Origin of the sequence: Halostagnicola larsenii XH-48 (assembly GCF_000517625.1) — an archaeon.
Taxonomy (GTDB): domain Archaea; phylum Halobacteriota; class Halobacteria; order Halobacteriales; family Natrialbaceae; genus Halostagnicola; species Halostagnicola larsenii.
The window spans coordinates 2,710,952-2,734,176 of record NZ_CP007055.1 but is presented as its reverse complement, the minus strand read 5'-3'; the positions used below and the strand labels follow the sequence as shown (position 1 = coordinate 2,734,176).

Genomic DNA, 23,225 nt, shown 5'->3' with positions numbered 1-23,225 from the left:
TCTCTACGAAATGAACGTTCGATCTCGAGACGATCGTCTCACCGGGACATCTGTCGGCGTGAAACTCCTGGCAGGGATCATCGGACTCTGTGCGTTTGCTATCGCCGGTATCGGGGTCGTCGCGGTTGCCGATCCGAGCGCCGGGCAGGGAACGGGGATGGCAGTACCGATCATCGCGTTCCTGGTCGGACTGGGGCTGGGAATGCTCGCGCTGGCCGCCGGACTGTGGCTCGGGGTGTCCTGGGCGTGGACATGGGGATTTATCCTCTACGGCGGAAGCTCGTTTGGTGGCCTGGCTGCGGGGATCAGGACCGCCGACCTTCCGGCGCTCGCCGGTGGAGTCGTCTCCGGGCTCATCGCGGCGTATCTCTACCGCCAGCGCGAACAGTTCGGGATCGAATCGGCCGACGAGTGAGAGCAGTGAGAAGAAAACGGGCCAGTCAGTGGCTCACTCGAGCCCCACCAGCCGTTCTTTTTCGGCTCGGGAATGCTGTTTTATCTCGTACTCGCGCGACATCGCAGTCGACCTCGAGTCGTAGTGCTCGCGGTAGACGACCTCGACGGGCGTTCGCGCCCGCGTATACTTCGCACCACTGCCTGCGTTGTGCTCGGCGACGCGGCGGTCGAGATCCGTCGTATAGCCGGTGTAGAGACTCCCGTCGGCACACTCGAGGACGTACACGACGTGATCGGTCATCGTGTAGCGATTCGTCGACGGTGACAAAAAGCGTCCGGACCGCGAACGGGTAGTTCGAAGACGAACCCGCGTTCGAAAGCTACGTCGGTCGAGCGGCTGGCATCTGGCTCAGACACGCCGTGCCCGCTCTCGAGCAGCTTCTGCGATTCCTGCGTTCGCCGAGCAGTTGGTACACGCGTGGATGTCGCCGTGTTCGTCTGCAAACACGCGGGCGAATCGCTCCGACACGTGCGCGCTGCAGTGATTGCACTGTGGCATGGTAGTCCGGCGTTCGCCGGTAGTTGAAAATACTGGTTGCAATACTAAATAACCTTCCCTCAGCGAAGTATTGAGTTTTGGCTATAGAAGAATATTTTCCCGAATCCGTTACAAGTCCGAGTCGTCGGCTGGATCACTCTCGTTCCCGGAGAAAGCCACCCGATCGACGGCGCGGGCGATGAGCGTCGCCTGTGCGCCGGCAACGAAGCCAGCGTCGATGTTGACGACGGAGAGGACGGTACAGGACTGGAGCATGCCGGCGAGCGCCGCTTCGCCGTCGCCGCCGTGGCCGTAGCCACTCGAGACGGGAATCGCGATGACGGGTGCATCGACGAGACCGGCCACGACCGTCGGGAGGGCCCCCTCCCGACCGGCGGCGACGATCACCACGTCCGCCGCTCGCAACCGGTCGGCCTGATCGAGCACGCGATCGAGCGCCGCGACGCCGACGTCGTCGATCCGATCGACGGACGCCCCCGCGTCTTCGCAGACGACCTGTGCCTCGTCGGCGACCGGGCCGTCGACCGTCCCCGCTGTGACGATCGCGACCGTCGCCTCGAGCGAGGATCGTTCGTATGTCGAGGACCGAACGAGGGCGGACGTACTCCAGCGCTCGATGGTGGCCTCGTCCTCGACATCCTCGAGAGAAGACTCGAGAACCTGAAACTGTTCATCCGAGAGTCGCGTCAGGAGCGCCCGTCCCGTCGTCTCGAGCGCGGTCGCCGCCAGCGAGGCGACCGCGTCGGGTGACTTACCTTCGGCGAGAATCGCCTCCGGAATGCCGCGTCGTTGTCGTCGCGTCGCATCGAATCGGCCGGCGTCGTCAGTGACGTAGCCGGCGAGTTCAGCCTCGGCCTGGGCGGGGGAGAGAGACCCCTCCGCAACGGCTTCGAGAAGTTCGCGCATGGAGTAGCATCGTCGGTGCAACTACTCGAATCCGTCGGCACGACTCGCCAAACGACTCGGAGAGCGCGCGCGAGCGAGGTTGTGGCCCAAAGAGCCGATTTTCGACCCGTCGGAAATTCATCAAACATATATTTTCCGGTGGAATCGACGCTCGGAACCGACGAATTGGCCCCTGCAGACCCGGTATTGGCGGTAGTAACCGGAACAATTATAAGAGGGAAACGGAAACCAGTATTTCGTATGGCAGATCTGATCGTCAAAGCCGCCGTAAAGGAAGCGCTCGATGACAAAAACGTCGCCTCGGACTTCTACGAAGCACTCGACGAGGAAGTCGACGAGCTTCTCGAAGACGCAGCACGACGTGCCGAAGCAAACGACCGGAAGACGGTCCAGCCGCGCGACCTGTAAGGTTCGCTCGCAAACTATTATTTCTTGGCGCAACGCTCGAGAGCGGCGCAACTGGAACATCACGCACTCGAGAGCGGCGTAACCGAGACAGTACGCGCTCGGAAGCGATGAACCGTACAGTACGCACTCGAGAGTGACGTCATCGACGAAATTGGAGTAACGGACAGCAACAGCGTTTACGTCCTCGAACGCCATGTCGTCGTGTCACCGGGCGGCGACCGCTCTCAGCGCTCGCGTCGTTCCTCGAGATACTCCTTCGTCCGCCCGAGGACGACGTAGTCGGTTTCCTGTAGCTCCTCGATCGATGCCGAGCCCGTGACGAACATCGCCGTCCGAAGCTCGAGTGAGAGCGTCTCGATCAGGTCGACTACCGCCTCGGTTCCCTGCCCGGCCGGCGCGAGAAACGGTTTCGCCAGTCCGCCGGCTCGAGCGCCCAGCGCGATCGCTTTCGCGATGTCGAGCCCCGATCGAACGCCGCCGCTCGCGACGACGCAGTCGTGGGATTCGGCGGCCTCGAGGGTGCTCACCGCCGTCGGCACGCCCCAGGCGCGAAACAGTTGGCCAATCCCCTCCTGTCGACTGGCACCGACGGCGGCGGCCCGGTAGGATTCGATGCCGGACCACGTCGTTCCGCCCTTCCCGGCCACGTCGATGGCGTCGACGCCCGCATCGGCGAGCCGGCGGGCGACGTCCCTCGAGATGCCGTTGCCCGTCTCCTTGACGACCACGGGGACGCTCAGTTCGCTCGCGACGCGTTCGATCTCCGCGAGACAGCCGCGGGCGTCGATATCGCCCTCGGGCTGGACGGCTTCCTGCAGGAAGTTGAGGTGGATCGCCATCGCGTCGGCGTCGATCATCTCGACGGCCCGTTCGACGTCGTCGACGTCGTACTCGAGCAACTGCGCCGCGCCGACGTTTCCGTAGAGGACGGCGTCGGGTGCGACCTCGCGGACGACCGTGTAGGACTCGAGTAGGTCCTCGTCGGTAAGCTCGAGGCCGGCGCGCTGGCTGCCGACGCCCATGGCGATTCCCGTCTCCTGGGCCGCTTCGGCCAGCGCCCGGTTGAGTTTCGTCGTGTTAGGGTGACCGCCGGTCATACTCTCGATCACGATCGGTGCGGCCAGTTCGTGCCCGAACAGCGTCGTCGTCGTGTCGATTTCGTCGCGGTGGATCTCGGGAAGCGCGTCGTGGACCAGATCGATATCGGCGAATCCCGTCCCCGACGTCTCGACGTCTTCTTCTTGAATGATGCGAATGTGGTCGTCTTTCCTGTCGGAAGTCTCGGGCATCGGTTCGTCTCTACTACGGGAGTTACGATACGGGATTGAAAAGGTGTCTGTTCGAAGTGGCTTCTGTTGGCCGCGTTCCACAACGCAGCGCCGGGAATCGACCCCGCCGGAGACGTTTTTGTCGACCGACATCGTAGACTGCCTATGAAACGACTACTCGTCGCGTTCGGCCTGCTCGAGACGGCCTTTCCGGACCGAATCGTCGCCTCGGCGGAACGACTCGCCTTCGACAATCCCGGCGAGGGAACGCTCCGGCCGTGGACGCTTCCGATGGCTCGACTCGAGGGACTGGTCTTCTGCTGGCTCGTCCTCACCGGAAGGGCGAACGCGCCCGCTGTCGCCCGAACGCTCGGGGTTATCGGCGTACCGGCCTTTCTCGCTCCGCGCCGGTTCGTCACGCTCGCGCTGGGAACGGCCTACGAGAACCCGGCGAATCTCGAGTTGAAATCGTGGGTCGTCCCCGCGACGCGGTTGCTCGGGGTGTGTTACGTCGCCGTCGCGCTGTTCTCGCAGCGAGCGCGAACCGCAGAGACGACGGACGACAGTCGGTGACCGTCTCCGATTCATTTTGATCGTGACGGATAACAGGAATAATTATCCAAGCCCTTCATGGCCGTCGTATGGATACATCCCCGTTGATGGCCGTTCTGGTTGGTGCAGTCGTCAGCACCGCGACGTATCAGATGTTTGCACCTGGCTGGTACATCCTTCTCGTGATCGGCTGTCTGTACGCGGCGACGGCGTATTTTCACTTCGGAACCGATGCCTCGCTACGCAGCCACACGATTTCGTTCGAAGACAGGAAAACGGCAGTGGCCCACGGAGTCGGCATGTTCGGACTGGCCATGAGTTCGGTGGCGTTCGGGCACTACTATACCACCGCCGACGTCGATCCGGTATTCCTGCTCTGGTTCATCGGTGTGATCGCCTTTCTGCTCCTCGCCGCAGACGCGGCACTGAAGAATCCCTCGAGCCGTCGTCCCTAATCCAGTTCGAACCTCGCCGTCACTCGATGCGTGCTACTGTCTGGCGACCTGCAGCTAGGTTCTGTCAACATCGGCTGTAGGTCCGAACTATCGTCAGAACGGGTCTTTTTCGCCGGAACTTTCGAGTCGAAACGAGGGGGTTCGAAGAACGTTCGAGGCGAAACGAAGGGGTTCGACCGGGTGACTCGAGCACATTCGGTCGACGAGTGCTCAAGCGACGGATCACCAACGCGACAGCCACAGGGGGTGGGATCGGTTGGTCGTCGGCCCGGTGCTGGTGACGACTAACACGGGATCGCCACAGCGCGGATAGGCCGGACACCGAATCGTCGCCGGGAAGCGGTTCAGTTTCATCGTTCGTGGCGGCTCGGAGCCCTCTATTCGATCGCCTCACCGCTTGAATCAATAATTTTATCTCGAGATAGACTTATTGCGATAGAACGAGAAGAGCGGATATGGACGAAGACGCTCCTGGAATTGACGCCTGGAAAGCCCAAACGAGCGCGTTCGATAGGGTCCGATCGGTCACGGAAACCGTCTCCGAGCCCCGACCGGCGTCGTACATCGCAAACGAAGCCTACGTCGCCGAAAATACCGCGAGAGACCACCTCGAGCGGCTCGCAGAGATGAACGTCCTCCTAAAGACCGAACGCGACGGTACGACGTTTTACTCGCCGGATCCGCTTCACACGCGGATGCAACTACTTCGGGATCTGCTCGATTCGCACGACCGCGACGAACTCATCCAGTTGAAGGCCGATCTGCAAACGGAAATCGAAACGTGGCGCGAGGAGTACGCGGTCGATTCGCCGGACGAACTCCGCGGATGTGCCGCCGAAACGGACGAATCCGAGGAAACGCGAGCCGTCCTACAGACCGCAGGCGACTGGGAACTCGTCCGATATCGTCTCGAGGCTGTCGAGGACGCCATCGAACACTACGCGACGTACACTCGATATTCCCGAGCGTTCGCCTAATATGGCCGGCAACGGCCGTGCGTACGATTCAGCGCAAGCGTCACATCGTGCGCTTCGGGGAATCCAGCGCGAACTCGAGCGCCACCCGGCGGTTACCGCGGTTCGAGGATTTCCGTCCGGGGAGTACACCAGCGTCGTCGCAGACATCGCGGTAGATCGGATCGAACTCGACGTGAACGAGGCCACGCTGACCGTTCGCTGGTTCGCAGGCGAGAGCAACACCGACCGCCCAGCGTTTTCGTTTCACTACAGCGACGCCACCGGAGACTTCGGGTGGCACCACCATCCACAAGAGCACGTCGATGGATGGGGTCACTTTCAAGAACGGGCTGACCCCGAACGGACGTATACATACGAATCCTACGAGTTCTCGTCAACGAATCCGACTCGAGTTGTCTGGGAAGTTATGGCACAGGTCACGTCGAAGCTCGAGAGTGAGTGAACGGTGACCGCCGACTCGAGAATTGCAAAACACCGCAACCTGCGAGACGAACAGTGACGACGACCTCAGTACTCTCTAACCTCGACGCCCGACTCGGTTCCGACGTAGGCCGCGTCGGTCCGTCCGACGAACAGTCCGTGTTCGACGACGCCGGGGATCGAGGCGAGTCGGCTCGCGAGGCGTTCGGGGTCCTCGAGCGGCCCGAACGAGCAATCGAGGACGAGGTTGCCGTTGTCGGTCACAACTGGGCCATCCTTGCACTCGGCCGCCCGAAGGGTCGAATCCCCGCCCAGTTCGCAGATTGCGTCGGCGACGACCGTGTGGGCGTCGGGTATCACCTCGAGCGGGACCGGACCTTCGAGTCGGTCGACGAGCTTCGAGGGGTCGGCGACGACGACGAACCGATCGGCCGCGGCGTCGACGAGTTTTTCTCGCGTGTGGGCCGCGCCGCCGCCTTTGATCAGGTCACCGTCGCCCGCGTCGGATCTGTCGAGGACCTGCTCGGTGCCGTCGCCGGTGTCGACCACCTGATCGGCACCGTCGATGGCGAGGTCGACGCTCGAGACGGCATCGAGCGACGTGAGCGGAATGCCGACCTCGAGCGCGAGCTGTCGGGACTGGAACGACGTTGGAATGCCTCGAACCTCGAGTCCGTTCTCGACCGCCTCGCCGATCGCCCTGATCGCGTGTGCCGTCGTCGAGCCGGTTCCGAGCCCGACGACGAACCCGTCTTCGACCTCCTCGGCGGCGCGTTCGCCCGCCCGGCGTTTCGCCTCGTCTGTGCCGCCAGTGCGCTTCATGTCTCGAGCACTGTGCGGGGGCGCAAAAAACGTTGCACCTCTGGGCGAGCCAGCGCGGGCGAAAACCGGGCGCGAACCCGTCGAACACCCGCGAAGGTTTTTCGCCGGCGGTGTGGACGGGACCACCATGTCGAATACGGGGACGATGCCGGAGACCGAAATCGCGGTCTCGCTCGAGGGCGTCCGCAAAACCTACCAGTTGGGCGAGCCCGTCCACGCGCTCGATGGCGTCTCACTGGAGATCCCTCGAGGCTCCTACACCGCGATAATGGGCCCGAGCGGGTCGGGCAAATCGACGCTGATGAACCTCGTCGGCTGTCTCGATACGCCGACGGAGGGGTCGGTCGTCGTCGACGGCCGAGACGTGAGCGCGCTCTCGGGACGTGAACGGACCCGCCTGCGCGGCACGGAAGTCGGCTTCGTCTTCCAGACGTTCAACCTCATGCCCCGGCTGAACGCCCTCGAGAACGTCGCGCTTCCGCAGCTGTTTCAGGGGAGTTCTCGGAGCGAGCGTCGCGACCGGGCGCGCGAACTCTTAGAGCGCGTCGGACTGGGAGACCGCATCGATCACCTCCCGAACGAGTTATCGGGCGGCCAGCGCCAGCGGGTCGCGCTCGCTCGAGCGCTGGTGAACGACCCGTCGATCGTGCTCGCCGACGAACCCTCGGGGAACCTCGATACGGAGACCGAATCGCAGGTGCTCGACCTCTTCGCGGAGTTCCACGGCGGCGGGACGACGATGATCGTCGTGACTCACGAGCGCCACGTCGCCGAGCGCGCCGAGCGGATCGTCCACCTGCTCGACGGCGGGATCGAACGGATCGAGGACCTCGAGGAGGGCGACGAGAAATGAAGCCCCTCGAGAGCCTGCGCCTCTCCTGGCGCTCGATCGCGGGCCACAAGCTTCGGTCGGGGTTGACGATGCTGGGGGTCGTGATCGGCATCGCGGCGGTGATCGCGTTCGTCACGCTCGGCGCGAGCCTGCAGGCGGGGGTCATCGGCGACATCAGCCCGGACGACCAGCGGAACCTCTACGGCTGGGCGGCCGATCCCGACGTCGAGGCCGGCCCGGGTGCCGGCTCGCAGCCGGTCTTTACCCAGAGCGACCTCGAGGCGGTCAGCGAACTCGAGGACGTCGAGGCGGCCTACGGCTACGCGCCGTTGCCGACCCAGACGGTCTCCGACGGGAACGAAACGGTGCCACAGGGCGACGGCGTCGTCGCGTCTGGGCCGTCGTACGTTCAAGCGGACAGCCTCGAGGAGGGCGAACGGTTCGAGATGGGAGAAACCCAGGCGGTGCTCAACCCAGCGGCGGCGGGTCAGTTCGAAGACGATCTCGAGGTCGGCGATACCCTCACGATCACTCTGCTGGGCGGGCAGGAGGTCGAAACCGAGGTTGTCGGGATCACCGACACCTCCGAAGGCCTGAGCCCGTTCGAGGGCTTCGAGAGCTCGCCGCGGATCTACGTTCCGACGGATCCGTACTACACGGACCAGATGGCGGGAATGGCCGCTGGAGCCAGTGGGGGAATCAGCCAGACAGACGGTGGTGACCAGCAGGCTAACGAAAGTGGTCAAGACGACGGGACGGGGGCGAGCGAGGATGGGCAGTCGGACAACGCAAGCGACAGCGAACAGCCAGACAACGCGAGTGAGGGTGGGCAGCCGGACAACGCGAGCGACAGCGAGCAATCGACCAACGAAGCTGCCGCCGAGCAACCGACCGCTGCAACTGACGACGATCAGCCAACCGAGGTGAGCCTCCAGAGCGATGGCGGTCAACAGGAAGACGGATGGCAAGCGAGCGCTGCCGACCTGCAAGGCCGCACGCTCTCGATGCAGGACGGTTCCGATGGCGGGTCGAGCGCCGAGAACGTCCGATTTACCGCCATTGTGGTCGAGGCGGAGTCGAACGACGACGCGGCCATCGAGGCCGCTCGAGACGCCGCGACGAACTATCTCGAGAGCGACGAGTCCGACGCGAGCGAGTTCCTCGGAGACGATCTGGCCATCTCGCTCGAGACCAGTACCGAACTCCTCCAACAGGTACAGGACATCCTCAACTTGCTCCAGAGCTTCATCGTCGGCATCGCGGCGATCTCGTTGCTCGTCGGCTCGATCGGAATCGCGAACATCATGCTGGTGTCGGTCACCGAACGAACGCGCGAGATCGGCATCATGAAAGCCGTTGGGGCGCAGAATCGCGACGTTCTCGGACTCTTCCTGATGGAGGCCGTGATCCTCGGGCTGATCGGCGCGGTGATCGGAACCGCACTCGGGTTCGCGACGGGCTATCTCGGCGCGTGGTACATCGGACTCCCGCTAGTCTATCCGCTCGAGTACGTCGCACTCGCCATCATCGTCGGCGTCCTCGTCGGCATCGTCTCCGGGTTGTACCCCGCCTGGCGAGCCGCGCGAACGGACCCGATCGACGCGCTGCGTTACGAGTAGCGCGGTCGGCGATCGGTTGTTCAGTTATCGACGGAATCGTCGGCGTCTCGAGCGTCCCTGTCTCTCTCGTCGTCGCGCTCATCGGCAGGACTGTCTCGAGTGCCCGCCCGAAAGCCGCCGAAATCGTCGTTGACCGGCGGCCGGTCCCGATCCCAGTAGGAGCCCGGTTCGCGGTCGTCGACCCGACCGTCGTCGGCGCGGCCGGACCGATCGGCCTCGGACGAGCGCTCACCCGTTGTGGACGGAGAGGTGGAGTACGCCGTCTCCCGCGGACGGGGCGATTCTCGGCCCATCCCGATCGTTTCCCGCGAAGCGGCGTGTTTGTCGGGGTACTCTCGAGCCACGTACGCGCCGAGCAGTCCGCCGAGGACCGAGAGCCCGACGATGGAGACGAAAATCGTCCCGATGATCAATCCGAGGACCACCAGCCCGAACAGGGCACCGACGGCAGGGACGCCGACGAACCCGACGCCGAATCCGAAGAAGGCGAGGACGAGCATCGCCATGACGGCCATCGGCAAGAACATGATCAGCCCGGCTAGTGCGCCGGCAACGGCTCCGTCGCGACCGTCCGGCCCCTCGAGGAAGCCGGCCACCGCGCCACCGATAGCGGGCGATATCGGAAGAAAGGAAAAGACGACGCCGACGACCGCGCCGATGACCGCGTTCACGAGTGTTCGTCCGGAAACCATACTCGAATTCCTAGTCGTCTGGCGCGGCAAAAAAGGCGTGGGGCGACAGGCGTCGAAGGCTGATCGGGCTGCAAAGACGGGAAGCGCCCAGAATCCCCCGGTACTGCCATTCTGACCGCAAAACGATCGATCACGACGCTTAAGACCACCCAGTGTAACAACCCAGTAATGCACCGACGATCGTTCGTGCGCGCGGCTGGGATGGGGGCCGCTACTGTGGGATTAGCCGGGTGTCTAACCCGCGAAAACGACGGGGATGGAGACGGAAACGGCGACGGGCCGCTCGAGATCGCGACCTACACGTCCTTCGTCGAGGGAAACTTCGAAGACGTGACGTCGCCGGCCGAGTGGCTCAAAGAGGCGTTCGAGGAGAAGTATCCCGACGCCGAGATCAAGTGGACGGTCCCCGAAAACGGGATCAATCGCTACGTTCGGAATGCTCAACAGGGCACCGAAATCGGGCCGGACATCTATCTGGGACTCAACGTCGATGATCTGGTCCGCATCGACGGAGCATACGACGGGGAACTGTTCGCCTCGGTCGATCGAGAGCAACTCGAGAATATCGACCGTGTTCGAGACGACATCGACTTCGGCGACCCGGACGATCGGGTGGTACCCTACGACACGGGATACATTAGCCTCGTCTACGACGAGAGCGCCGTCGAGACGCCCGAAACGCTCGAGGGGCTGCTCGACAGCGAGTACGAAAACGAGTTCGTCGTCCAGAACGCCCAGGATTCCGATCCGGGACGGGCCTTTCTGCTCTGGACGATCGACGAGTACGGCGAGGACGGCTACCTCGAGTACTGGAAGGGCCTCCAGGAAAACGACACCTTGATCGGCGATAGCTGGACGGACACGTACTACGGTCCCTACGACAACGAGGAACGGTCGGTCATCGTCTCCTACTCGACCGATCAGGTCTTTTACGCGGGCGGCGACCTCACGCGCCATCAGGTCGCGTTTCTCGACGGCAAGGGGTACGAAAATCACGAGGGGATGGCCGTCTTCGCCGACAGCGAAAACGCCGACCTCGCACACGACTTCATGGACTTCGTGCTCACGAGCGAGGCTCAGGCGGCGATCGCAGAGAAAAACGTCCAGTTCCCGGCGGTCGCGGACGAACACGTCGATCTAGACGAGGACTTCTACGACCACGCCCTCGAACCCGAGGAATCGGTCACGTTCACCTACGACGAACTCGAGGGGAACCTCACCGACTGGATCGACGAGTGGGGACAGGCAATCGCTCAGTAACGCATCGTGACACGAAGCGACGACGCCGACGGCGATCGAGACTGGTTCGGACGCTACTCGATCCGCCGGTATCTCCCAGACAGCGAATTGTTCCGGGATAGTGAGTTTCTCCGAGGAAGTACGTTTCTCCGGACCAACGAGAGCGGTAGCTGGCTCGAGCGCCACGCCCTGCATCTAACGGCGCTGGTGACCGCGGGCGTGCTCGTCGTCATGTTGTATTTTCCGATCGGCATCGTCTTCGCGAACGCGGCGTTCATCGACGGAGTACCGACGCTCGAGCCCGTTCGTGCGGTCCTCAGCGATCCGTTCTACGTCGGATCGCTGGCAGGGGTGTTCGAGAACCCGCTCGCAATCGGGAGCCACCTCGGCGCGCTCGCGGGCTGGATCGGCGCGGTTTCTATCTCGCTGACGGTCGTGACGCCGATTCCGGGACTCGACGTTCCACTGCCCTGGCTGTCGATTCAGACGCCGGGTGTTCGGGGAGGGCTCTTCGGATTTACCGCCTATCAGGCGGTGCTCTCGACGATCGCGAGTCTCGCGCTCGGGCTGCCGGCGGCGTCCGTGCTCGCGAACTACGAGTTTCGCGGCCGGCGGACGATTCGGTCGCTGACGATCCTCCCGTTCGTCCTCCCCGGGATTCTGGTCGCGGTCGGATTCTACGCCATGTTCGGGCAGGCGGGGACGCTCAACTCCTTGCTCGGGCTGGCCGGCCTCGGCCCGGTTTCGTTCATGCAGTTCAGTCCGCTCGCGATCGTTATCCTGGCCCACGCGTTCTACAACGCGCCGCTGATCGCCAGGATCACTGTCGCCGCCTGGGAGTCCGTCGACACGCGAACCGTCGAAACCGCACGCAGCCTGGGTGCGAGTCGACGCCGCGCGTTTCTCGACGTCGTCGTCCCGCAGTTGCTTCCCGCGATATTGACCGGCGCGCTGCTGACGTTCATCTTCACGTTCATGACCTTCCCCATCGTCCTCGCGCTGGGCGGGCTCGAGCTGGCGACAGTCGAAGTCTGGATCTACGACCGTATGCGGCAACTGGACTACGCCGAGGCCGCGGCGCTGGCACTGCTCGAGACGGTCCTCTCGCTCTCGCTCACCTACGTATACCTCCGATACGAGTCCGCCCAGTCCGGACTCGCCCGAGCCGACGCGACGACCGCTCGAGAGCGACTCTTTCCCGACGTTCGAACCGCGCTGTCGCCGCGGCGACTCGCAATTATCTGTTACGGGTTCCTCGCGCTCGTCGTCTTCGTCGGCCCGATGGCGAGTCTCGTCGTCGGGAGCGTCACCGACGCCGGCGGATTCACGCTCGGACACTTTTCGTTCCTGCTCGAGCGACAGCTAGACGGGGCGGCCTTCCAGACGCGGCCGTATCCGGCGATTCGAAACTCGCTGCTGTTCGGCGTCGGGACGCTCTTCCTCGCCGTTCCGATGGGCGTCGTCGTGAGCGTGCTCACCGCTCGAGCCGGGCGGACCGGAACGGTTATCGAAACCCTCGCGATGGTGCCACTCGCTGTCAGCGGCGTCGTCGTCGGAATCGGGCTCTTGCAGGGGCTCGTCTTCGGAATCTCGCTGCCCTACGGCTGGCGGTTGGAAGTGACCGGCGCGGTCGCCATCGTCGTCGCACACGCCGTCGCAGCCTATCCGTTCGTGACGCGGAACGTCTCGCCGCTGCTGTCGAATCTCGATCCGGCGATGGTCGAGTCCGCCCGCGCACTCGGTGCCTCCCGAGCCCGCGCCCTCCTCGATATCGAACTGCCGCTGATCGCGAGCGGGATCGTCGCCGGCGCGGCGTTCGCCTTCGCCATCTCGATCGGCGAGTTCTCTTCGACGGTGATTTTGGCCGGGGGAACCGACGCCTACACCATGCCAGTCGCACTCGAGCGGTACCTGGGGCGGCGATCCGGCCCCGCAATCGCCATGGGGACGATCCTACTCTTGGTCACCGCCTCGAGTTTCGTCGTCATCGACCGCGTCGGTGGGAGGTTCGAAGGGTGACCGAACTCCGCCTCGAGTCCGTCTCCAAACGGTACGGCTCGAGCGACGACGCGACGGCGGCGCTCGAGGACATCGATCTTCGCGTTCGAGACGGCGAGTTCTTCACGCTCGTCGGGCCCTCGGGCTGCGGAAAGACGACGACGCTCCGGACGATCGCGGGCTTCGAGGAGCCGACGGCGGGAACGGTCGCCTTCGACGGCGAGCCCGCGACCGGGACCGAGCCGGAAAACCGCGACGTCGGCGTCGTCTTCCAGAGTTACGCGCTCTTTCCGCACATGACCGTCGCCGAAAACGTCGGCTACGGCCTCCGGTTTCTGGAGTCGGACGGCGGCCCCTCGAGCGACCAGCGCATCGCGGAGCTGCTCGAACTGGTCGATCTCGAGGGGATGGGCGAGAGGGAACCGGAACAGCTCTCGGGCGGCCAGCAACAACGCGTCGCGCTCGCGCGCGCCCTCGCCCCCGAACCCAGCGTCCTCCTGCTCGACGAGCCGATGAGCGCGCTCGACGCCCGGCTTCGGGAGTCGCTTCGACGACAGCTCAAACGGATTCAGGAACGACTCGAGATCACGACCGTCTACGTGACACACGACCAGGAAGAGGCCCTGGCCATCTCCGACCGCGTCGCCGTGATGAACGACGGCGCGGTCGAGCAGGTCGGTCCGCCGGAGACGATCTATCGACGGCCGGCGAGTCGGTTCGTCGCCGAGTTCATCGGCGACAACAACGTCTTCGAGGCCAGCGTGCTCGAGTCGAATGCGGACGAGACGCGCGTGGCGATTGGCGACCGAACGTTTCGGCTGCCGCTGCTCGAGCGAGAGGACGGTCGGTCGACGCTCGGCGAGTCGAGACGACGCGGATCGAACGGGTCAGACGACCGCGTGACGATCTGTATTCGGCCGGAACACCTCTCGCGAACGGCATCGACCAACCGATTTCCGGTGACCGTCGAAACCAGCGAATTCCTCGGCCCGGTCGTCCGCGTTCACGGCCGATGGAACGGAACCCCGGTCGTCTTGGCGCTCGAGGAGGTCCCCGATGGCGATCTGACCGTCGGGTTCGCTCCCGAGGACGCCCGGTTCGTCGAAGCGCCGCCGTAGCGGACGCCAGTGCGAACATATTCGGTTCAGTTCTTCGAGGCTGAGAACCGAACCCATTACTAAAGAGAGTGACTGATTCAGTAGTTTCCACATCGGTTCGAAATCCGATCGCGTCTCCGGTCGCGCGTTGGATTCCACGTAGTGGCTCCGATATTCGGGGCCATTGCGTGATACGTAATCGGGCGCGACACCTGTGACGGCCGCCTCCAAAATCGATCTTCACGGACCGCTGATCGAGTAGGCCTCTTTGAAACCGTTTGGTGCTGGCACACCGACGGTCACAGAACGCGACCGACGAGCCCAGAACGCAGCCGAGGGGCCCGGACCTCGGCAAATAAAACCGGGATTCGGCAGACAAACCCAAAATTCGGCAGACTCGAGCACATGAACGAATACACGCCAATCATCGCAATCGCGAACACCGCGACGCTCCTGATGGGCGGCGCCGTGGCGGCGCTGGCCTTTCGCGCGTACAGACGCACCGGCGCACCGGCGCTTCGAGCCGTCACGATCGGCTTTTGTTGTATCATCGTCGGCTCGATCCTCGGCGGCCTCGTCCACTCGCTCGAGGGAAACGTCGCGCTCGGCGTCGCCGTCCAGAACTCGTTCACCGCGTTCGGGTTTGCTATCTTGCTCTACTCGCTGTACGCGGAGATGACCGACTCGGCGTCCGGTTCGACGACGATAATCCGTTGAGTGCGCCGCCGCCTGCAGGCGGTGGATCCCGGCCGCAATCTGGGTATACGGTCGTCAACGTGACGTTCTTCGATGTGCGATAGTATCCGTTGCATAATTATTTGACACGTGGGTGTGATATCTTCGGTAATGCGTCCTCCACACGTACTCTTCGTCCTCGCTGCAGTCTTCGTACTCGTAGTCGCGTTCGTCCCGGCAGGTTCGGCAGCGCCGCCGCCGGAAGGCGTCTGCGGAGTCTGTGGAGACGACTTCGAGTGGACGGCCGATGAAAACGGTGTCAACGCCAGCGTCGATGAGAGCAGCCTGGGTATCCGAGTCACTGCCGACGGGGACAGCCAGTGGCGAGCCACCGCCACCCTGAACCGAACCGCTGCAACCCAGTTCGAGGAGAACCAGACTGCCCTCGAGCGCACCGTCACTCAGACCTATTCCCGGTCTAGAATACTCGAAGGCGAACCCGAAAACCTCTCGGCGACGCTCGAGGACCGCACCCTCACGGTCACGTTCGCCGTCGACGACGCCACCCACCAGTACCCCGGCGGCGTGATCGTGTTCGACGAGTTCACCCAGTCCCCGCCGACGACTGACGTGTACGTCAACGCGGACACGCTCACGATCACGGGACCATCTGGAACGACGGTTACGCACGCGCCGCCCGGGGGGACGAGCACCGAGAATCAAGCGACCTGGACGTCCGATACCGATCAGCAATACGACGGCCCCGAACTCGGTCGCGATGCGACCGTCGCGTTCGCCCCCGACGACGGTCTCGTCTCGAAGGCGGCCACGAGCGGCGCGCTCGAGGCCCACTCGTTCGGACTGATCGAGTCGGACCTGCGCGAGTTCGCAGCGCTTCCGACGGGACTCCTCGGTCTCGTCGCGGCCGGATTGCTTCTGGCCGGCAACCGGCTTCCACGAACGTTTTCTCGAGGGCGAACGATCACGCGATGGCTCGGCGTCGGTGCCGGCCTCTACGCTGCGTTCGCCGTCCTCGCGGCTGTCACCGCTGGCGATTTCTGGATTATATTCGCAATCATCGGTATCGCCCTCGCGCCGCAGACGTTCCTGACGGCCGTCGCTGCGATACTCACGGACTTCGTGAACGTGAACACCGACAGGAACGTCTCGAGAATCGCGGCCGTCGCGGCCCTCGCGTGGACGGGTGCACTTGTCGTCGGTGCGCCACTGAGCGCGAACCTCGTGTTCTTCGCCGGCCCGCTGATTTTTCTTCCGTTCGGCGTGCTCGCCGGCGCGAAACATCCCGCCCGCTTCCTGTTCCCGTTCATCGCCGCGCTGGGGCCAATAGTGGCTGGATTGGCGCTCGTCCCGCAGATCGGGATCGTGCTCGTCACCCCGACGATGTTCGCGGGAATACTCCTCGGAACGGCACTGCTCGGCGTTCCGCTGTTCGCTATCGGACGTCGATTTGGGAGAAACGCCACGACCGCAACCGAACGGACGGACACTCCGGCCGGCACGGCGAGCTAATTCGACGACGTTCTCGAGCTTCGATTTGGTCGAATGCGGTGAGAAATCACCGGCTCGAGTTGCATCTCGAGGCACTTACGGCTCGAGGAACCTACGATTCAAGTCGCGACCGAAACCGCTCGAGACCGAGTTCGAGCATGTCGGGGCTCACCGGCTGGAACTCCTCGTCGGCGGCGAGATACGAACGGACCGAATCCCAGCTGTCGCGGGCGTAGCGTTCGTCGAGCAGGACGCGAACCCCGACGTCCTCGGGGCTTCGAACCACTCGACCGACCGCCTGTCGGGCCTTCCGCACGGCTGGTACGGTCAACGCGTACTCGAACCCGTCGCCGAACTCGTCGTCGTAAGCGCGACGAACGGCCTTCGTCCGGGGGCTCGAGGTGTTGACGATGGGGACGCCACAGACGACGGCCGCCGACAATCGGTCACCGCGGTAGTCGACGCCCTCGGTGAGCGTTCCGCGCAGACTCGTCACCAGCACCTTCCCCTCACCCGCGAAGAACTCGTCTTTCAGCGACTGCGTGGTGTCGTCGCTGCTCGAGGCGTCGAGCAGGACGGGTTTTTCGATTCGGGCCTCGAGTTCGCCCGCCGCCCACTCGGCCTCGGCGTAACTCGGCATCCCGACGAGCACGTTCCCCGGCAGTTCGGCGACCCGCTCGAGCGCGTCGACGTAACTTTCGCGCGTCGGAGTTTCCTCGCCGGTCCGGCCCCTGTTCTCGTAGGTGAACTTCGGTGCGGCGACCGCGAAGCTCTCACGGTTTTCCGCCGGAAAGTGCAGGCCGTACTGGCGTGTGGTCACCGGGCGGTCCTCCTCGCGTTCGAGGTACTCGAGGCCCGTCACCTCCGTGAACGCGTCCATGGGCTCGAGCGTCGCGCTCATGAGAACGCCGCCGCCGAACTTCGAGAGTTGGGAACCGATCGCGTCGCTCGGAACGCAGTTGTGTAGCGCGATTCGAGCCGTGTAGGCCCGCCGCCAGGAATCCTGGGGCTCCATCTCGTTCCACGTCCGCTCGAGTTCGATCTCTCTGAAGTAGTCGGTGTGACCGCGACGGTACCACTCGCCGAAGAGACGGCCGGCGGCGGGCATCGAACGAGTTCGCTCCTCGTCCTCCGCGCTGTTCAAAATTCGTTCGACGACCGCACCGACCGCCTCCGCGCGAACCCACACCGAGTCGCTGTAACCCGCTCGAGACGCCCACTCGCTCAGTTCGTCCTCGGCCGGTTTGGCGGGGTCTCGAAGCGGGATTTCGTCGTCCTCGAGCTGGGTTAGATCCGCCTTCCAGTTTCCGTACTCGGCGTCGAGACGGGCTTCCACCCGGCGGTCGAGTTCGCCCCGCAGATCCTGAACGAACTCGAGGGTCCGCTCGAGCTCATCGTACGAAACGTCGCTATCGGCGAGTTCGCCGCGAACGAGATCGGCGTCCGCCGTCTTGGACCCGCCCTCAGTCTGTCTCCCCTGCCGTTCCTGCCGAACCGGCTGGATCACGCGCGAGAGTTCCGTCTCCGCATCTCGAAGCGTCCGGTCGGCGACCCCGTCGCTCACGAGATTGCGAACGCGGGGTTCGAGCATGTGCGCTTCGTCGCAGACGACGAACGTGGAGTCATCGAGCAGCGCGCCGGTAAACGACGACGTCGTCGTGGGATCGAACGCGTGGTAGTAATTCCCAATGACGACCTCGACGTGGCCGAGCACGGCGCCCATCACCGAGTGCGGACAGGTTCCACGGCTGGCAGAGAGTCCGACTAGGTCCTCGGGCGTTACGAGTCCCGTTTCGGTGAAATCGAAGGGGACCGCCTCAGCGGCGTCGCCGTCGCTGCCCTCGTCGGGGAGATCCTCGAGGTACTGCGCGTAGAACGGGCAGTACTCGACTTCGCTCCCGGCTGGCCCGCCGTCGTCGTACTCGGGCAGGTCCGGCGGGTACGGCGTCGCTTCGCCGGCGGTCTCGAGGAAGTTCGCCGACCCGCCGCGGGACCCGCTGTCGGCGAGCCCGATCTGTTGACTTCGTGCGCGCGAGGCGAGATTCCCAGCCGTCGTGGACCCGCCCTCGCCGGTTAATGCTCGCGTCCGGTCCCGAAGCGATTCGCATCGGTCGTAGACGTTACTGTCGTCGATTCCCGCCTTCCCCTCGCGGTTGTACGGGCAGACGTCTGCCTTTCCGACGAGGGTGAGCCCGGAAACCGGGTTCCAGTCGGTCGGGAGGTTCTCGTTGATCGTCTCGAGGTCTTCTTCGAACTGGTGGAGTTGCTGTTTGACGCTCGTGAGGACGAACACGCGCTCGAAGTCGCTGTCGGGATCGCGAACCAGCTCGATCCCCGCGGTGAGCGCGATCATCGTCTTGCCGGTGCCACAGGCCCCCTCGATTACGGTATAGCCGCCATCTCGAGCGGTTTCGATGGCCGACTCGATACCGTCGACCTGCTCGTCGTAGGGAGTGGGGTGGCCGAACACCGAGCGCCAGTTCCTCATGCTGTCCGTATTCATCGTCGGTCGTCCATATCGTTGACGGACCTCGATAGGGGCGGCTTCCGGGATAAACACTAGCCTCGGTAAATGTCGTCGGCTGGGTGGACGAACGCTGGCTCAGACTCGCTCGTTCGTGTCGAACGAGTCTACAGAAATTCCGACAGTGAGCGCAAGTGAACCGAGAAATCGGAGGGTGATACTGCCAGCGTGGGGCTTACACGTCTCGGTCACCTAGGGATGGTATGAGAGTCCCAAAACAACTTCGAGATGTCGACCGACACGGAGCCACCGTTCGGACCTACGACTACGACGACAGCGCGGTTATCGCGGTCGATTTCGGCGTTGGGGCAGGCGACATCACGGTCGACGTGGTCGACGGCACGGCGATCGTCGTCACCGGCGACGAGCAGTTCGAGTTCGAACTGCCGGCCGACGCGAGCGACGTCTCGGTGAAAAACGGCATCCTCACGATCACCGAGTAACGACCGGTTCGTCGGTTTCGACCGACGATAGCGGCGACAGCGATGATTAGAAAGATCTCGTGGGTCGTCGCCGAATCATAACCCACTCGAGTCAGTAGCCCCTACCTATCCTATGAGCGATTCGTTCGATGTCGACACGTGGCGTGTGAAACTCGAGGAAAAGCGCGCCGAGAAAGACGAGTTCTTCGCCGACCATCCCCAGTCGCCGATCCCGCCCGAAGAACGCGAGGATTTCTCGGGCCTCGAATATTTCGAGCCGAATGCCGAGTATCGCGTACACGCAAGTGCGACCGTCCACGACGACCCAGAGCCCGTCACGATGGATACGACGACGGGGCGAGAGGTTCGATATCTTCGGGTCGTCACGCTCTCGTTCAACCTCGAGCGCGACGATCCGGATCTGGCGGACGGTACCTACGAACTAGCGGCCTACCAGATGGAACGACCCGAAGAAGAGCCGCTTTTTATCCCGTTCCGGGACAAGACGACGGGACAGCAGACCTACGGCGGCGGTCGGTATATGGAACTCGCGCCCGATCAGGACCTCGAGGACGGCGACGAACTCGTTCTGGATCTGAATCTCGCATACACGCCGTTTTGTGCCTACAGCGAGACGTTCGACTGTCCGCTCCCGCCCGAGGAGAACTGGCTCGAGGTGACGATTCCAGCGGGCGAGCGATTCGAACAGTAGCCGTCTCTCGAAGGAGTTTCGACCGGAAACGAGAGGGGGAGCGATCTTCGACGCTCGAGAACTCTCCGGCATTGTTTGTGGCTCGAGAACTCGCATACAATGCACCAGAACTCGCATACAATGCACCAGAACTCGCATACAATGCGGATTCGTCGCGAAACGAGGACCATTTCGGGTCGAACGGATGTGGAACGAAACAACAACAACGATACGTACCTCGCCGATACGGGGTGATAACAACGCGCTCGAGTGGAAATCGAGGGGTTCGATGCGGTTTACGAGATTCGGTGCGATCAGGTCGCGACGCCGACCGTGAGCAGGGTGCCGTACTCCCGATACCGTTCGACCATCGCCTCGCGATTCTCCCAGTCGTCGATCGGGAACTCGGCTTCGTTCGGGATCGTGATTTCGCGGTCCGGAATGTTGTCCTGGGCCGCAACCGAAAGGCCCGCGTTTCGGAACGCCTCTCGGTACTGCTCGCGAGACCAGCGGGTCATCTCGACGGTGATGAACTCCTGCCACTCGTGTGAGTGGACGTTTTCCTCGTAATAGTTCACGGCGCAGTAGAACGTGCCACCCGGCGCGAGCACGCGGGCGATTTCCTCGAGGGTTTCGTGGGGATCTGCCGCGTAATAGAACGCTTCCATCGACCAAACGTGATCGATCGAGTTCGTCTCGAACGGCAGCGAACCGAAATCGCCGACGACGAACGCGACTCGAGGGTCGTCCGTGTACTCCGTGGCGTTAGACGCCATCTCGGGCGATCCATCGAGTCCGTAAACGCGACCTGCGTCGTTGGTGTCTCGAATCGCACGGCCGGCGTACCCGCTTCCACAGCCGAGGTCGAGGACGATATCGCCGGACTCGACTGGCATCCTCGCGAGCGCGTGCTTTGCAGTGTGCCAGTGTCGCTCCTCCATCCCTCTGTCGCGGCCATCGGTCGCCCACTCGTCGAACTCCTCGCGAACGCTCATGTGACGACAGTACGGAGCGAAAGACAAAACGCGTTCGCATCACCCGACCTGCCAGTTGGTACGGCGACACCCTGTATCGACGTGCCGTTCCAGAACGCCGTGAGGAATCGACCGACAGATTCTTTAGGCTGCCCTAAAAATAGAAGGGTAGAGAGGTTTCGGTTGGAGGAGATCCCTGGGCATCGGATCGAGACCAGCCAATAGCTGTCCCACCTCTCGTCCTTTTCCCATAGCACTCGAGCGCCTGCAGTGAAATCGACCGCCTCGAGCACCGGCAAGCCAGTCAAATGATAGCGGTACACAGAGATCGGCAGTAATGCCATACAAGGACCGATACGGACCACTCGCTACGTCGCCGTGTTTCGATACATCCGCACGCTTAAGTCGATCCCGAAAGTTGATACCCTCAATATGGAGTATACCCTCGAGATCGATGATACGCCGTCGACGGTACCGGGCGGAACTGGAATACTACTTCTCCATCCGAGCACGGGTGAAACAGACCGAATCGATACGGAGTTTTTCAAAACGGACACCGATAAATTTCTCGTCGTCTCCACCCGAACCACTGCCCGCGAAGCGAGACAAAAACTTGAGTACTACGACGTCGACGAAGAGTCGGCGGAGATCCTCGACACGCTGAGCATCGAACGAGGGCACTCCCGTCGCTCGAGCGATACCGTCCACTACGTCAGCGCACCGGACGATATCGACGCGATCTTAGAGCACATCGACGGGTTTCTCGACGCACACGAGGGGAAACTTCGCGTCAGCATCGATTCGGTAACGGAGCTGGCCTACTACGCCGACGACGAAGCAGCGCTCGAGGCCGTCGAAGCGATCCTCGAGTTGCTCGAGGAGTACGATGCGATCGGACTCTTTCATCTCTCCGAAGAGGTCCACGACGACGAAATCGTCGACGCGTTTCGCGACCGCTTCGATGGCGTGATCGACCTCGACGAGGACGGAACCGTCGCCGCGGAATTCTAATTCGACCGAACGTATCGAATCGATCGTCCGAATCCACTTCTGACGTGCGAAAGACCGTTAAATCCATTTCGAGCGTGCAAAAGGTCGTTCTCGTATTTCACACCTCCTCTGGCCTGAGAAAGCTCCTCCAGCCTGAGAAAGAGCGATTGTGCCGGCTACGGCTCGTCTTCGAGTGCGTCGAACGTTTTTCGAACCCACTGAATCGCGTACTCGGGGCCGTGATCTCGGTAGGCCTGCGTATCGAGCGCGCCGAACGGTGCCGGCAACTCGATCGCGTGTTTGATCGCCGCACACGCGAGCTCAGTCGCATCGGCAAAATCCGTTTCACCGCGTGCGACCGCCCGCGGGAGTTCGGAAACTCGTTGCTCGAGACTCGAGCCCGCGTCCTGCCACGCTCGAGCGAGTTCGGGATGGTCCTCGTGCCAGTGTGCGAACGCTTCTCGAGTCTGCAGGCCCGTCCAGGCGTCGAACAGCGCCGCTGCGATCTGGTAGGTCGAATTCGGGTCGAGCGGTGTCGCGGCTGACAGATCGGTGTACTGCGCTTCGAAGAATCCGAGGAAGTGCTCTGGAACGTCGAGTGAAAGTTCGACGAACGCTTCCGCGATCAAAAAGTCGATAAACTCGTCCGGAGACCCCTCGACTCGAGGTTTGACGATAACGACCGGCGGATCAGTCTGTCGGGTCCAGGCGATGCTTCCATCACCCGGCATGCCGATCGTAAAGTCAGTTCCTGCGTATCGGTGCAGCAGTTCCGGAGCATCGTCGGGGAGCCACGAGTCGGGATACGTCGCCGGCTCGAGCGAATCGACGACGAGTCCGAGATCTTCGGCCTGTGCCGGCGGAAGCGTTTCGAAGTCCTGATCGCAGTCCAAAACGAGAGCCGTTGGTTCGTACTCCGCGCGAGCGTCCGTTACCGGGCTCGAGAGGCTACGATCCTCGAACATCAGACGAAGACTGACTGGAAGACGAGCAGGATCGACAGTAACGCCGATGCGGCGACCGTGGTGAGAACGATCTTGGTTGCGGTACTCATACCAAAATCGTCTCGGTCACGTTGCTTAAATCCATCTTTCTCCAGTGAATTCGGTGGAACCGTTCGATGACTGGTTCGACCATGAAGGACAACAAACGTCGAGTGGAACGCTCGTTGGAGGACTTTTGATCGAGTTGTGAATACAA

General features: G+C 63.0%; 25 protein-coding genes. 16 read left to right on the top strand and 9 right to left on the bottom strand.

The genetic code is table 11. From position 1 onward, the window contains the following. The first annotated feature begins 10 nt into the window (after window positions 1-10). A complete protein-coding gene (locus tag HALLA_RS13785) occupies window positions 11-415 on the top strand; it encodes a hypothetical protein (protein ID WP_049954136.1) in 405 nt (134 codons plus the stop codon). A gap of 33 nt (window positions 416-448) precedes the next feature. Here the strand turns inward: HALLA_RS13785 and HALLA_RS13780 are convergent, their stop codons facing one another. The 3 genes from HALLA_RS13780 to larB all read right to left on the bottom strand — a co-directional run bounded on the left by HALLA_RS13780 (window position 449) and on the right by larB (window position 1,861). Continuing rightward, on the bottom strand, window positions 449-697 hold the full coding sequence (locus tag HALLA_RS13780; RefSeq protein ID WP_049953896.1) for a GIY-YIG nuclease family protein: 249 nt from the start codon (window positions 695-697) through the stop codon (window positions 449-451). Between the two features lie 108 nt (window positions 698-805). Next, a complete protein-coding gene (locus HALLA_RS21105) occupies window positions 806-955 on the bottom strand; it encodes a DUF7563 family protein (RefSeq protein WP_169732143.1) in 150 nt (49 codons plus the stop codon). 108 nt (window positions 956-1,063) lie between these two features. Continuing rightward, window positions 1,064-1,861 carry a nickel pincer cofactor biosynthesis protein LarB gene (larB, locus tag HALLA_RS13775; RefSeq protein WP_049953895.1) on the bottom strand — a complete coding sequence of 266 codons (798 nt, stop codon included), beginning with the start codon at window positions 1,859-1,861 and terminating at the stop codon, window positions 1,064-1,066. 240 nt (window positions 1,862-2,101) lie between these two features. Here larB and HALLA_RS13770 point away from each other — a divergent pair, with 240 nt between their 5' ends. Further along, window positions 2,102-2,269 carry a DUF1931 family protein gene (locus tag HALLA_RS13770; protein WP_005578700.1) on the top strand — a complete coding sequence of 56 codons (168 nt, stop codon included), beginning with the start codon at window positions 2,102-2,104 and terminating at the stop codon, window positions 2,267-2,269. A gap of 224 nt (window positions 2,270-2,493) precedes the next feature. On the opposite strand, the gene fni is transcribed toward HALLA_RS13770, so the two are convergent. Then, complete coding sequence (gene fni / locus HALLA_RS13765) at window positions 2,494-3,558, bottom strand: type 2 isopentenyl-diphosphate Delta-isomerase (RefSeq protein ID WP_049953894.1); 1,065 nt, start codon at window positions 3,556-3,558, stop codon at window positions 2,494-2,496. Window positions 3,559-3,702: 144 nt separating this feature from the next. Here fni and HALLA_RS13760 point away from each other — a divergent pair, with 144 nt between their 5' ends. The 4 genes from HALLA_RS13760 to HALLA_RS13745 all read left to right on the top strand — a co-directional run bounded on the left by HALLA_RS13760 (window position 3,703) and on the right by HALLA_RS13745 (window position 5,963). Further along, window positions 3,703-4,110: a hypothetical protein gene (locus tag HALLA_RS13760; protein WP_049953893.1), complete on the top strand. Its 408-nt coding sequence runs from the start codon at window positions 3,703-3,705 to the stop codon at window positions 4,108-4,110. A 68-nt stretch (window positions 4,111-4,178) separates the two neighbouring features. Then, window positions 4,179-4,544: a hypothetical protein gene (locus HALLA_RS13755; protein ID WP_157231383.1), complete on the top strand. Its 366-nt coding sequence runs from the start codon at window positions 4,179-4,181 to the stop codon at window positions 4,542-4,544. Window positions 4,545-4,999: 455 nt separating this feature from the next. Continuing rightward, window positions 5,000-5,521: a DUF7342 family protein gene (locus HALLA_RS13750; protein ID WP_049953891.1), complete on the top strand. Its 522-nt coding sequence runs from the start codon at window positions 5,000-5,002 to the stop codon at window positions 5,519-5,521. A 1-nt stretch (window position 5,522) separates the two neighbouring features. Further along, complete coding sequence (locus HALLA_RS13745) at window positions 5,523-5,963, top strand: hypothetical protein (protein WP_174887899.1); 441 nt, start codon at window positions 5,523-5,525, stop codon at window positions 5,961-5,963. Between the two features lie 65 nt (window positions 5,964-6,028). Here HALLA_RS13745 and rpiA read toward each other — a convergent pair whose 3' ends face one another. After that, window positions 6,029-6,763 carry a ribose-5-phosphate isomerase RpiA gene (gene rpiA / locus HALLA_RS13740; protein ID WP_049953890.1) on the bottom strand — a complete coding sequence of 245 codons (735 nt, stop codon included), beginning with the start codon at window positions 6,761-6,763 and terminating at the stop codon, window positions 6,029-6,031. A gap of 127 nt (window positions 6,764-6,890) precedes the next feature. On the opposite strand from rpiA, the gene HALLA_RS13735 reads away from it, so the two are divergent. Continuing rightward, window positions 6,891-7,616: an ABC transporter ATP-binding protein gene (locus HALLA_RS13735; protein ID WP_049954134.1), complete on the top strand. Its 726-nt coding sequence runs from the start codon at window positions 6,891-6,893 to the stop codon at window positions 7,614-7,616. Beyond that, window positions 7,613-9,214, top strand: a complete 1,602-nt coding sequence (locus HALLA_RS13730) for an ABC transporter permease (protein WP_049953889.1) — start codon at window positions 7,613-7,615, stop codon at window positions 9,212-9,214. The genes HALLA_RS13735 and HALLA_RS13730 overlap by 4 nt, the downstream gene beginning before the upstream one ends. Window positions 9,215-9,234: 20 nt before the next feature. Here HALLA_RS13730 and HALLA_RS13725 read toward each other — a convergent pair whose 3' ends face one another. Beyond that, a complete protein-coding gene (locus HALLA_RS13725; protein WP_084569020.1) occupies window positions 9,235-9,906 on the bottom strand; it encodes a DUF5518 domain-containing protein in 672 nt (223 codons plus the stop codon). Window positions 9,907-10,074: 168 nt separating this feature from the next. Here HALLA_RS13725 and HALLA_RS13720 point away from each other — a divergent pair, with 168 nt between their 5' ends. The 5 genes from HALLA_RS13720 (at window position 10,075) to HALLA_RS13700 (ending at window position 16,445) form a co-directional block, all read left to right on the top strand. Beyond that, a complete protein-coding gene (locus HALLA_RS13720; RefSeq protein WP_049953888.1) occupies window positions 10,075-11,166 on the top strand; it encodes a thiamine ABC transporter substrate-binding protein in 1,092 nt (363 codons plus the stop codon). A gap of 87 nt (window positions 11,167-11,253) precedes the next feature. Beyond that, window positions 11,254-13,164, top strand: coding sequence for an ABC transporter permease (locus HALLA_RS13715; RefSeq protein ID WP_049954133.1), 1,911 nt, complete (start codon window positions 11,254-11,256; stop codon window positions 13,162-13,164). Next, window positions 13,161-14,261, top strand: a complete 1,101-nt coding sequence (locus HALLA_RS13710) for an ABC transporter ATP-binding protein (RefSeq protein WP_049953887.1) — start codon at window positions 13,161-13,163, stop codon at window positions 14,259-14,261. The genes HALLA_RS13715 and HALLA_RS13710 overlap by 4 nt, the downstream gene beginning before the upstream one ends. A gap of 384 nt (window positions 14,262-14,645) precedes the next feature. After that, window positions 14,646-14,957, top strand: coding sequence for a DUF7521 family protein (locus tag HALLA_RS13705; protein WP_049953886.1), 312 nt, complete (start codon window positions 14,646-14,648; stop codon window positions 14,955-14,957). 129 nt (window positions 14,958-15,086) lie between these two features. After that, entirely contained in the window at window positions 15,087-16,445 is a 1,359-nt protein-coding gene (locus tag HALLA_RS13700) for an MFS transporter (RefSeq protein ID WP_049953885.1), read from the top strand. A gap of 91 nt (window positions 16,446-16,536) precedes the next feature. On the opposite strand, the gene HALLA_RS13695 is transcribed toward HALLA_RS13700, so the two are convergent. Then, entirely contained in the window at window positions 16,537-18,912 is a 2,376-nt protein-coding gene (locus tag HALLA_RS13695) for an ATP-dependent DNA helicase (RefSeq protein ID WP_049954132.1), read from the bottom strand. Window positions 18,913-19,151: 239 nt separating this feature from the next. On the opposite strand from HALLA_RS13695, the gene HALLA_RS13690 reads away from it, so the two are divergent. Together HALLA_RS13690 and HALLA_RS13685 are read left to right on the top strand one after the other, a co-directional pair. Continuing rightward, complete coding sequence (locus HALLA_RS13690; protein WP_049953884.1) at window positions 19,152-19,391, top strand: DUF7127 family protein; 240 nt, start codon at window positions 19,152-19,154, stop codon at window positions 19,389-19,391. 112 nt (window positions 19,392-19,503) lie between these two features. Further along, window positions 19,504-20,082, top strand: coding sequence for a DUF1684 domain-containing protein (locus HALLA_RS13685; protein WP_049953883.1), 579 nt, complete (start codon window positions 19,504-19,506; stop codon window positions 20,080-20,082). Between the two features lie 293 nt (window positions 20,083-20,375). On the opposite strand, the gene HALLA_RS13680 is transcribed toward HALLA_RS13685, so the two are convergent. Further along, window positions 20,376-21,056, bottom strand: a complete 681-nt coding sequence (locus tag HALLA_RS13680) for a class I SAM-dependent methyltransferase (protein WP_049953882.1) — start codon at window positions 21,054-21,056, stop codon at window positions 20,376-20,378. Window positions 21,057-21,467: 411 nt separating this feature from the next. On the opposite strand from HALLA_RS13680, the gene HALLA_RS13675 reads away from it, so the two are divergent. Then, window positions 21,468-22,046, top strand: coding sequence for a DUF7090 family protein (locus HALLA_RS13675; protein WP_049953881.1), 579 nt, complete (start codon window positions 21,468-21,470; stop codon window positions 22,044-22,046). A 155-nt stretch (window positions 22,047-22,201) separates the two neighbouring features. Here HALLA_RS13675 and HALLA_RS13670 read toward each other — a convergent pair whose 3' ends face one another. After that, entirely contained in the window at window positions 22,202-22,990 is a 789-nt protein-coding gene (locus HALLA_RS13670) for a DUF7089 family protein (protein WP_049953880.1), read from the bottom strand. Window positions 22,991-23,225 lie beyond the last annotated feature (235 nt).

What these genes read in the sequence shown, in the direction of transcription:
- HALLA_RS13690 (WP_049953884.1), top strand. Translation starts at nt 19,152, where the DNA reads ATGAGAGTCCCAAAACAACTTCGAGATGTCGACCGACACGGAGCCACC.
- HALLA_RS13680 (WP_049953882.1), bottom strand. Translation starts at nt 21,056, where the DNA reads ATGAGCGTTCGCGAGGAGTTCGACGAGTGGGCGACCGATGGCCGCGAC.
- HALLA_RS13735 (WP_049954134.1), top strand. Translation starts at nt 6,891, where the DNA reads ATGTCGAATACGGGGACGATGCCGGAGACCGAAATCGCGGTCTCGCTC.
- HALLA_RS21105 (WP_169732143.1), bottom strand. Translation starts at nt 955, where the DNA reads ATGCCACAGTGCAATCACTGCAGCGCGCACGTGTCGGAGCGATTCGCC.
- HALLA_RS13750 (WP_049953891.1), top strand. Translation starts at nt 5,000, where the DNA reads ATGGACGAAGACGCTCCTGGAATTGACGCCTGGAAAGCCCAAACGAGC.
- HALLA_RS13685 (WP_049953883.1), top strand. Translation starts at nt 19,504, where the DNA reads ATGAGCGATTCGTTCGATGTCGACACGTGGCGTGTGAAACTCGAGGAA.
- HALLA_RS13705 (WP_049953886.1), top strand. Translation starts at nt 14,646, where the DNA reads ATGAACGAATACACGCCAATCATCGCAATCGCGAACACCGCGACGCTC.
- rpiA (WP_049953890.1), bottom strand. Translation starts at nt 6,763, where the DNA reads ATGAAGCGCACTGGCGGCACAGACGAGGCGAAACGCCGGGCGGGCGAA.
- HALLA_RS13695 (WP_049954132.1), bottom strand. Translation starts at nt 18,912, where the DNA reads ATGAGGAACTGGCGCTCGGTGTTCGGCCACCCCACTCCCTACGACGAG.
- fni (WP_049953894.1), bottom strand. Translation starts at nt 3,558, where the DNA reads ATGCCCGAGACTTCCGACAGGAAAGACGACCACATTCGCATCATTCAA.
- larB (WP_049953895.1), bottom strand. Translation starts at nt 1,861, where the DNA reads ATGCGCGAACTTCTCGAAGCCGTTGCGGAGGGGTCTCTCTCCCCCGCC.
- HALLA_RS13725 (WP_084569020.1), bottom strand. Translation starts at nt 9,906, where the DNA reads ATGGTTTCCGGACGAACACTCGTGAACGCGGTCATCGGCGCGGTCGTC.
- HALLA_RS13785 (WP_049954136.1), top strand. Translation starts at nt 11, where the DNA reads ATGAACGTTCGATCTCGAGACGATCGTCTCACCGGGACATCTGTCGGC.
- HALLA_RS13700 (WP_049953885.1), top strand. Translation starts at nt 15,087, where the DNA reads ATGCGTCCTCCACACGTACTCTTCGTCCTCGCTGCAGTCTTCGTACTC.
- HALLA_RS13770 (WP_005578700.1), top strand. Translation starts at nt 2,102, where the DNA reads ATGGCAGATCTGATCGTCAAAGCCGCCGTAAAGGAAGCGCTCGATGAC.
- HALLA_RS13745 (WP_174887899.1), top strand. Translation starts at nt 5,523, where the DNA reads ATGGCCGGCAACGGCCGTGCGTACGATTCAGCGCAAGCGTCACATCGT.
- HALLA_RS13780 (WP_049953896.1), bottom strand. Translation starts at nt 697, where the DNA reads ATGACCGATCACGTCGTGTACGTCCTCGAGTGTGCCGACGGGAGTCTC.
- HALLA_RS13670 (WP_049953880.1), bottom strand. Translation starts at nt 22,990, where the DNA reads ATGTTCGAGGATCGTAGCCTCTCGAGCCCGGTAACGGACGCTCGCGCG.
- HALLA_RS13760 (WP_049953893.1), top strand. Translation starts at nt 3,703, where the DNA reads ATGAAACGACTACTCGTCGCGTTCGGCCTGCTCGAGACGGCCTTTCCG.
- HALLA_RS13730 (WP_049953889.1), top strand. Translation starts at nt 7,613, where the DNA reads ATGAAGCCCCTCGAGAGCCTGCGCCTCTCCTGGCGCTCGATCGCGGGC.
- HALLA_RS13755 (WP_157231383.1), top strand. Translation starts at nt 4,179, where the DNA reads ATGGATACATCCCCGTTGATGGCCGTTCTGGTTGGTGCAGTCGTCAGC.
- HALLA_RS13720 (WP_049953888.1), top strand. Translation starts at nt 10,075, where the DNA reads ATGCACCGACGATCGTTCGTGCGCGCGGCTGGGATGGGGGCCGCTACT.
- HALLA_RS13675 (WP_049953881.1), top strand. Translation starts at nt 21,468, where the DNA reads ATGGAGTATACCCTCGAGATCGATGATACGCCGTCGACGGTACCGGGC.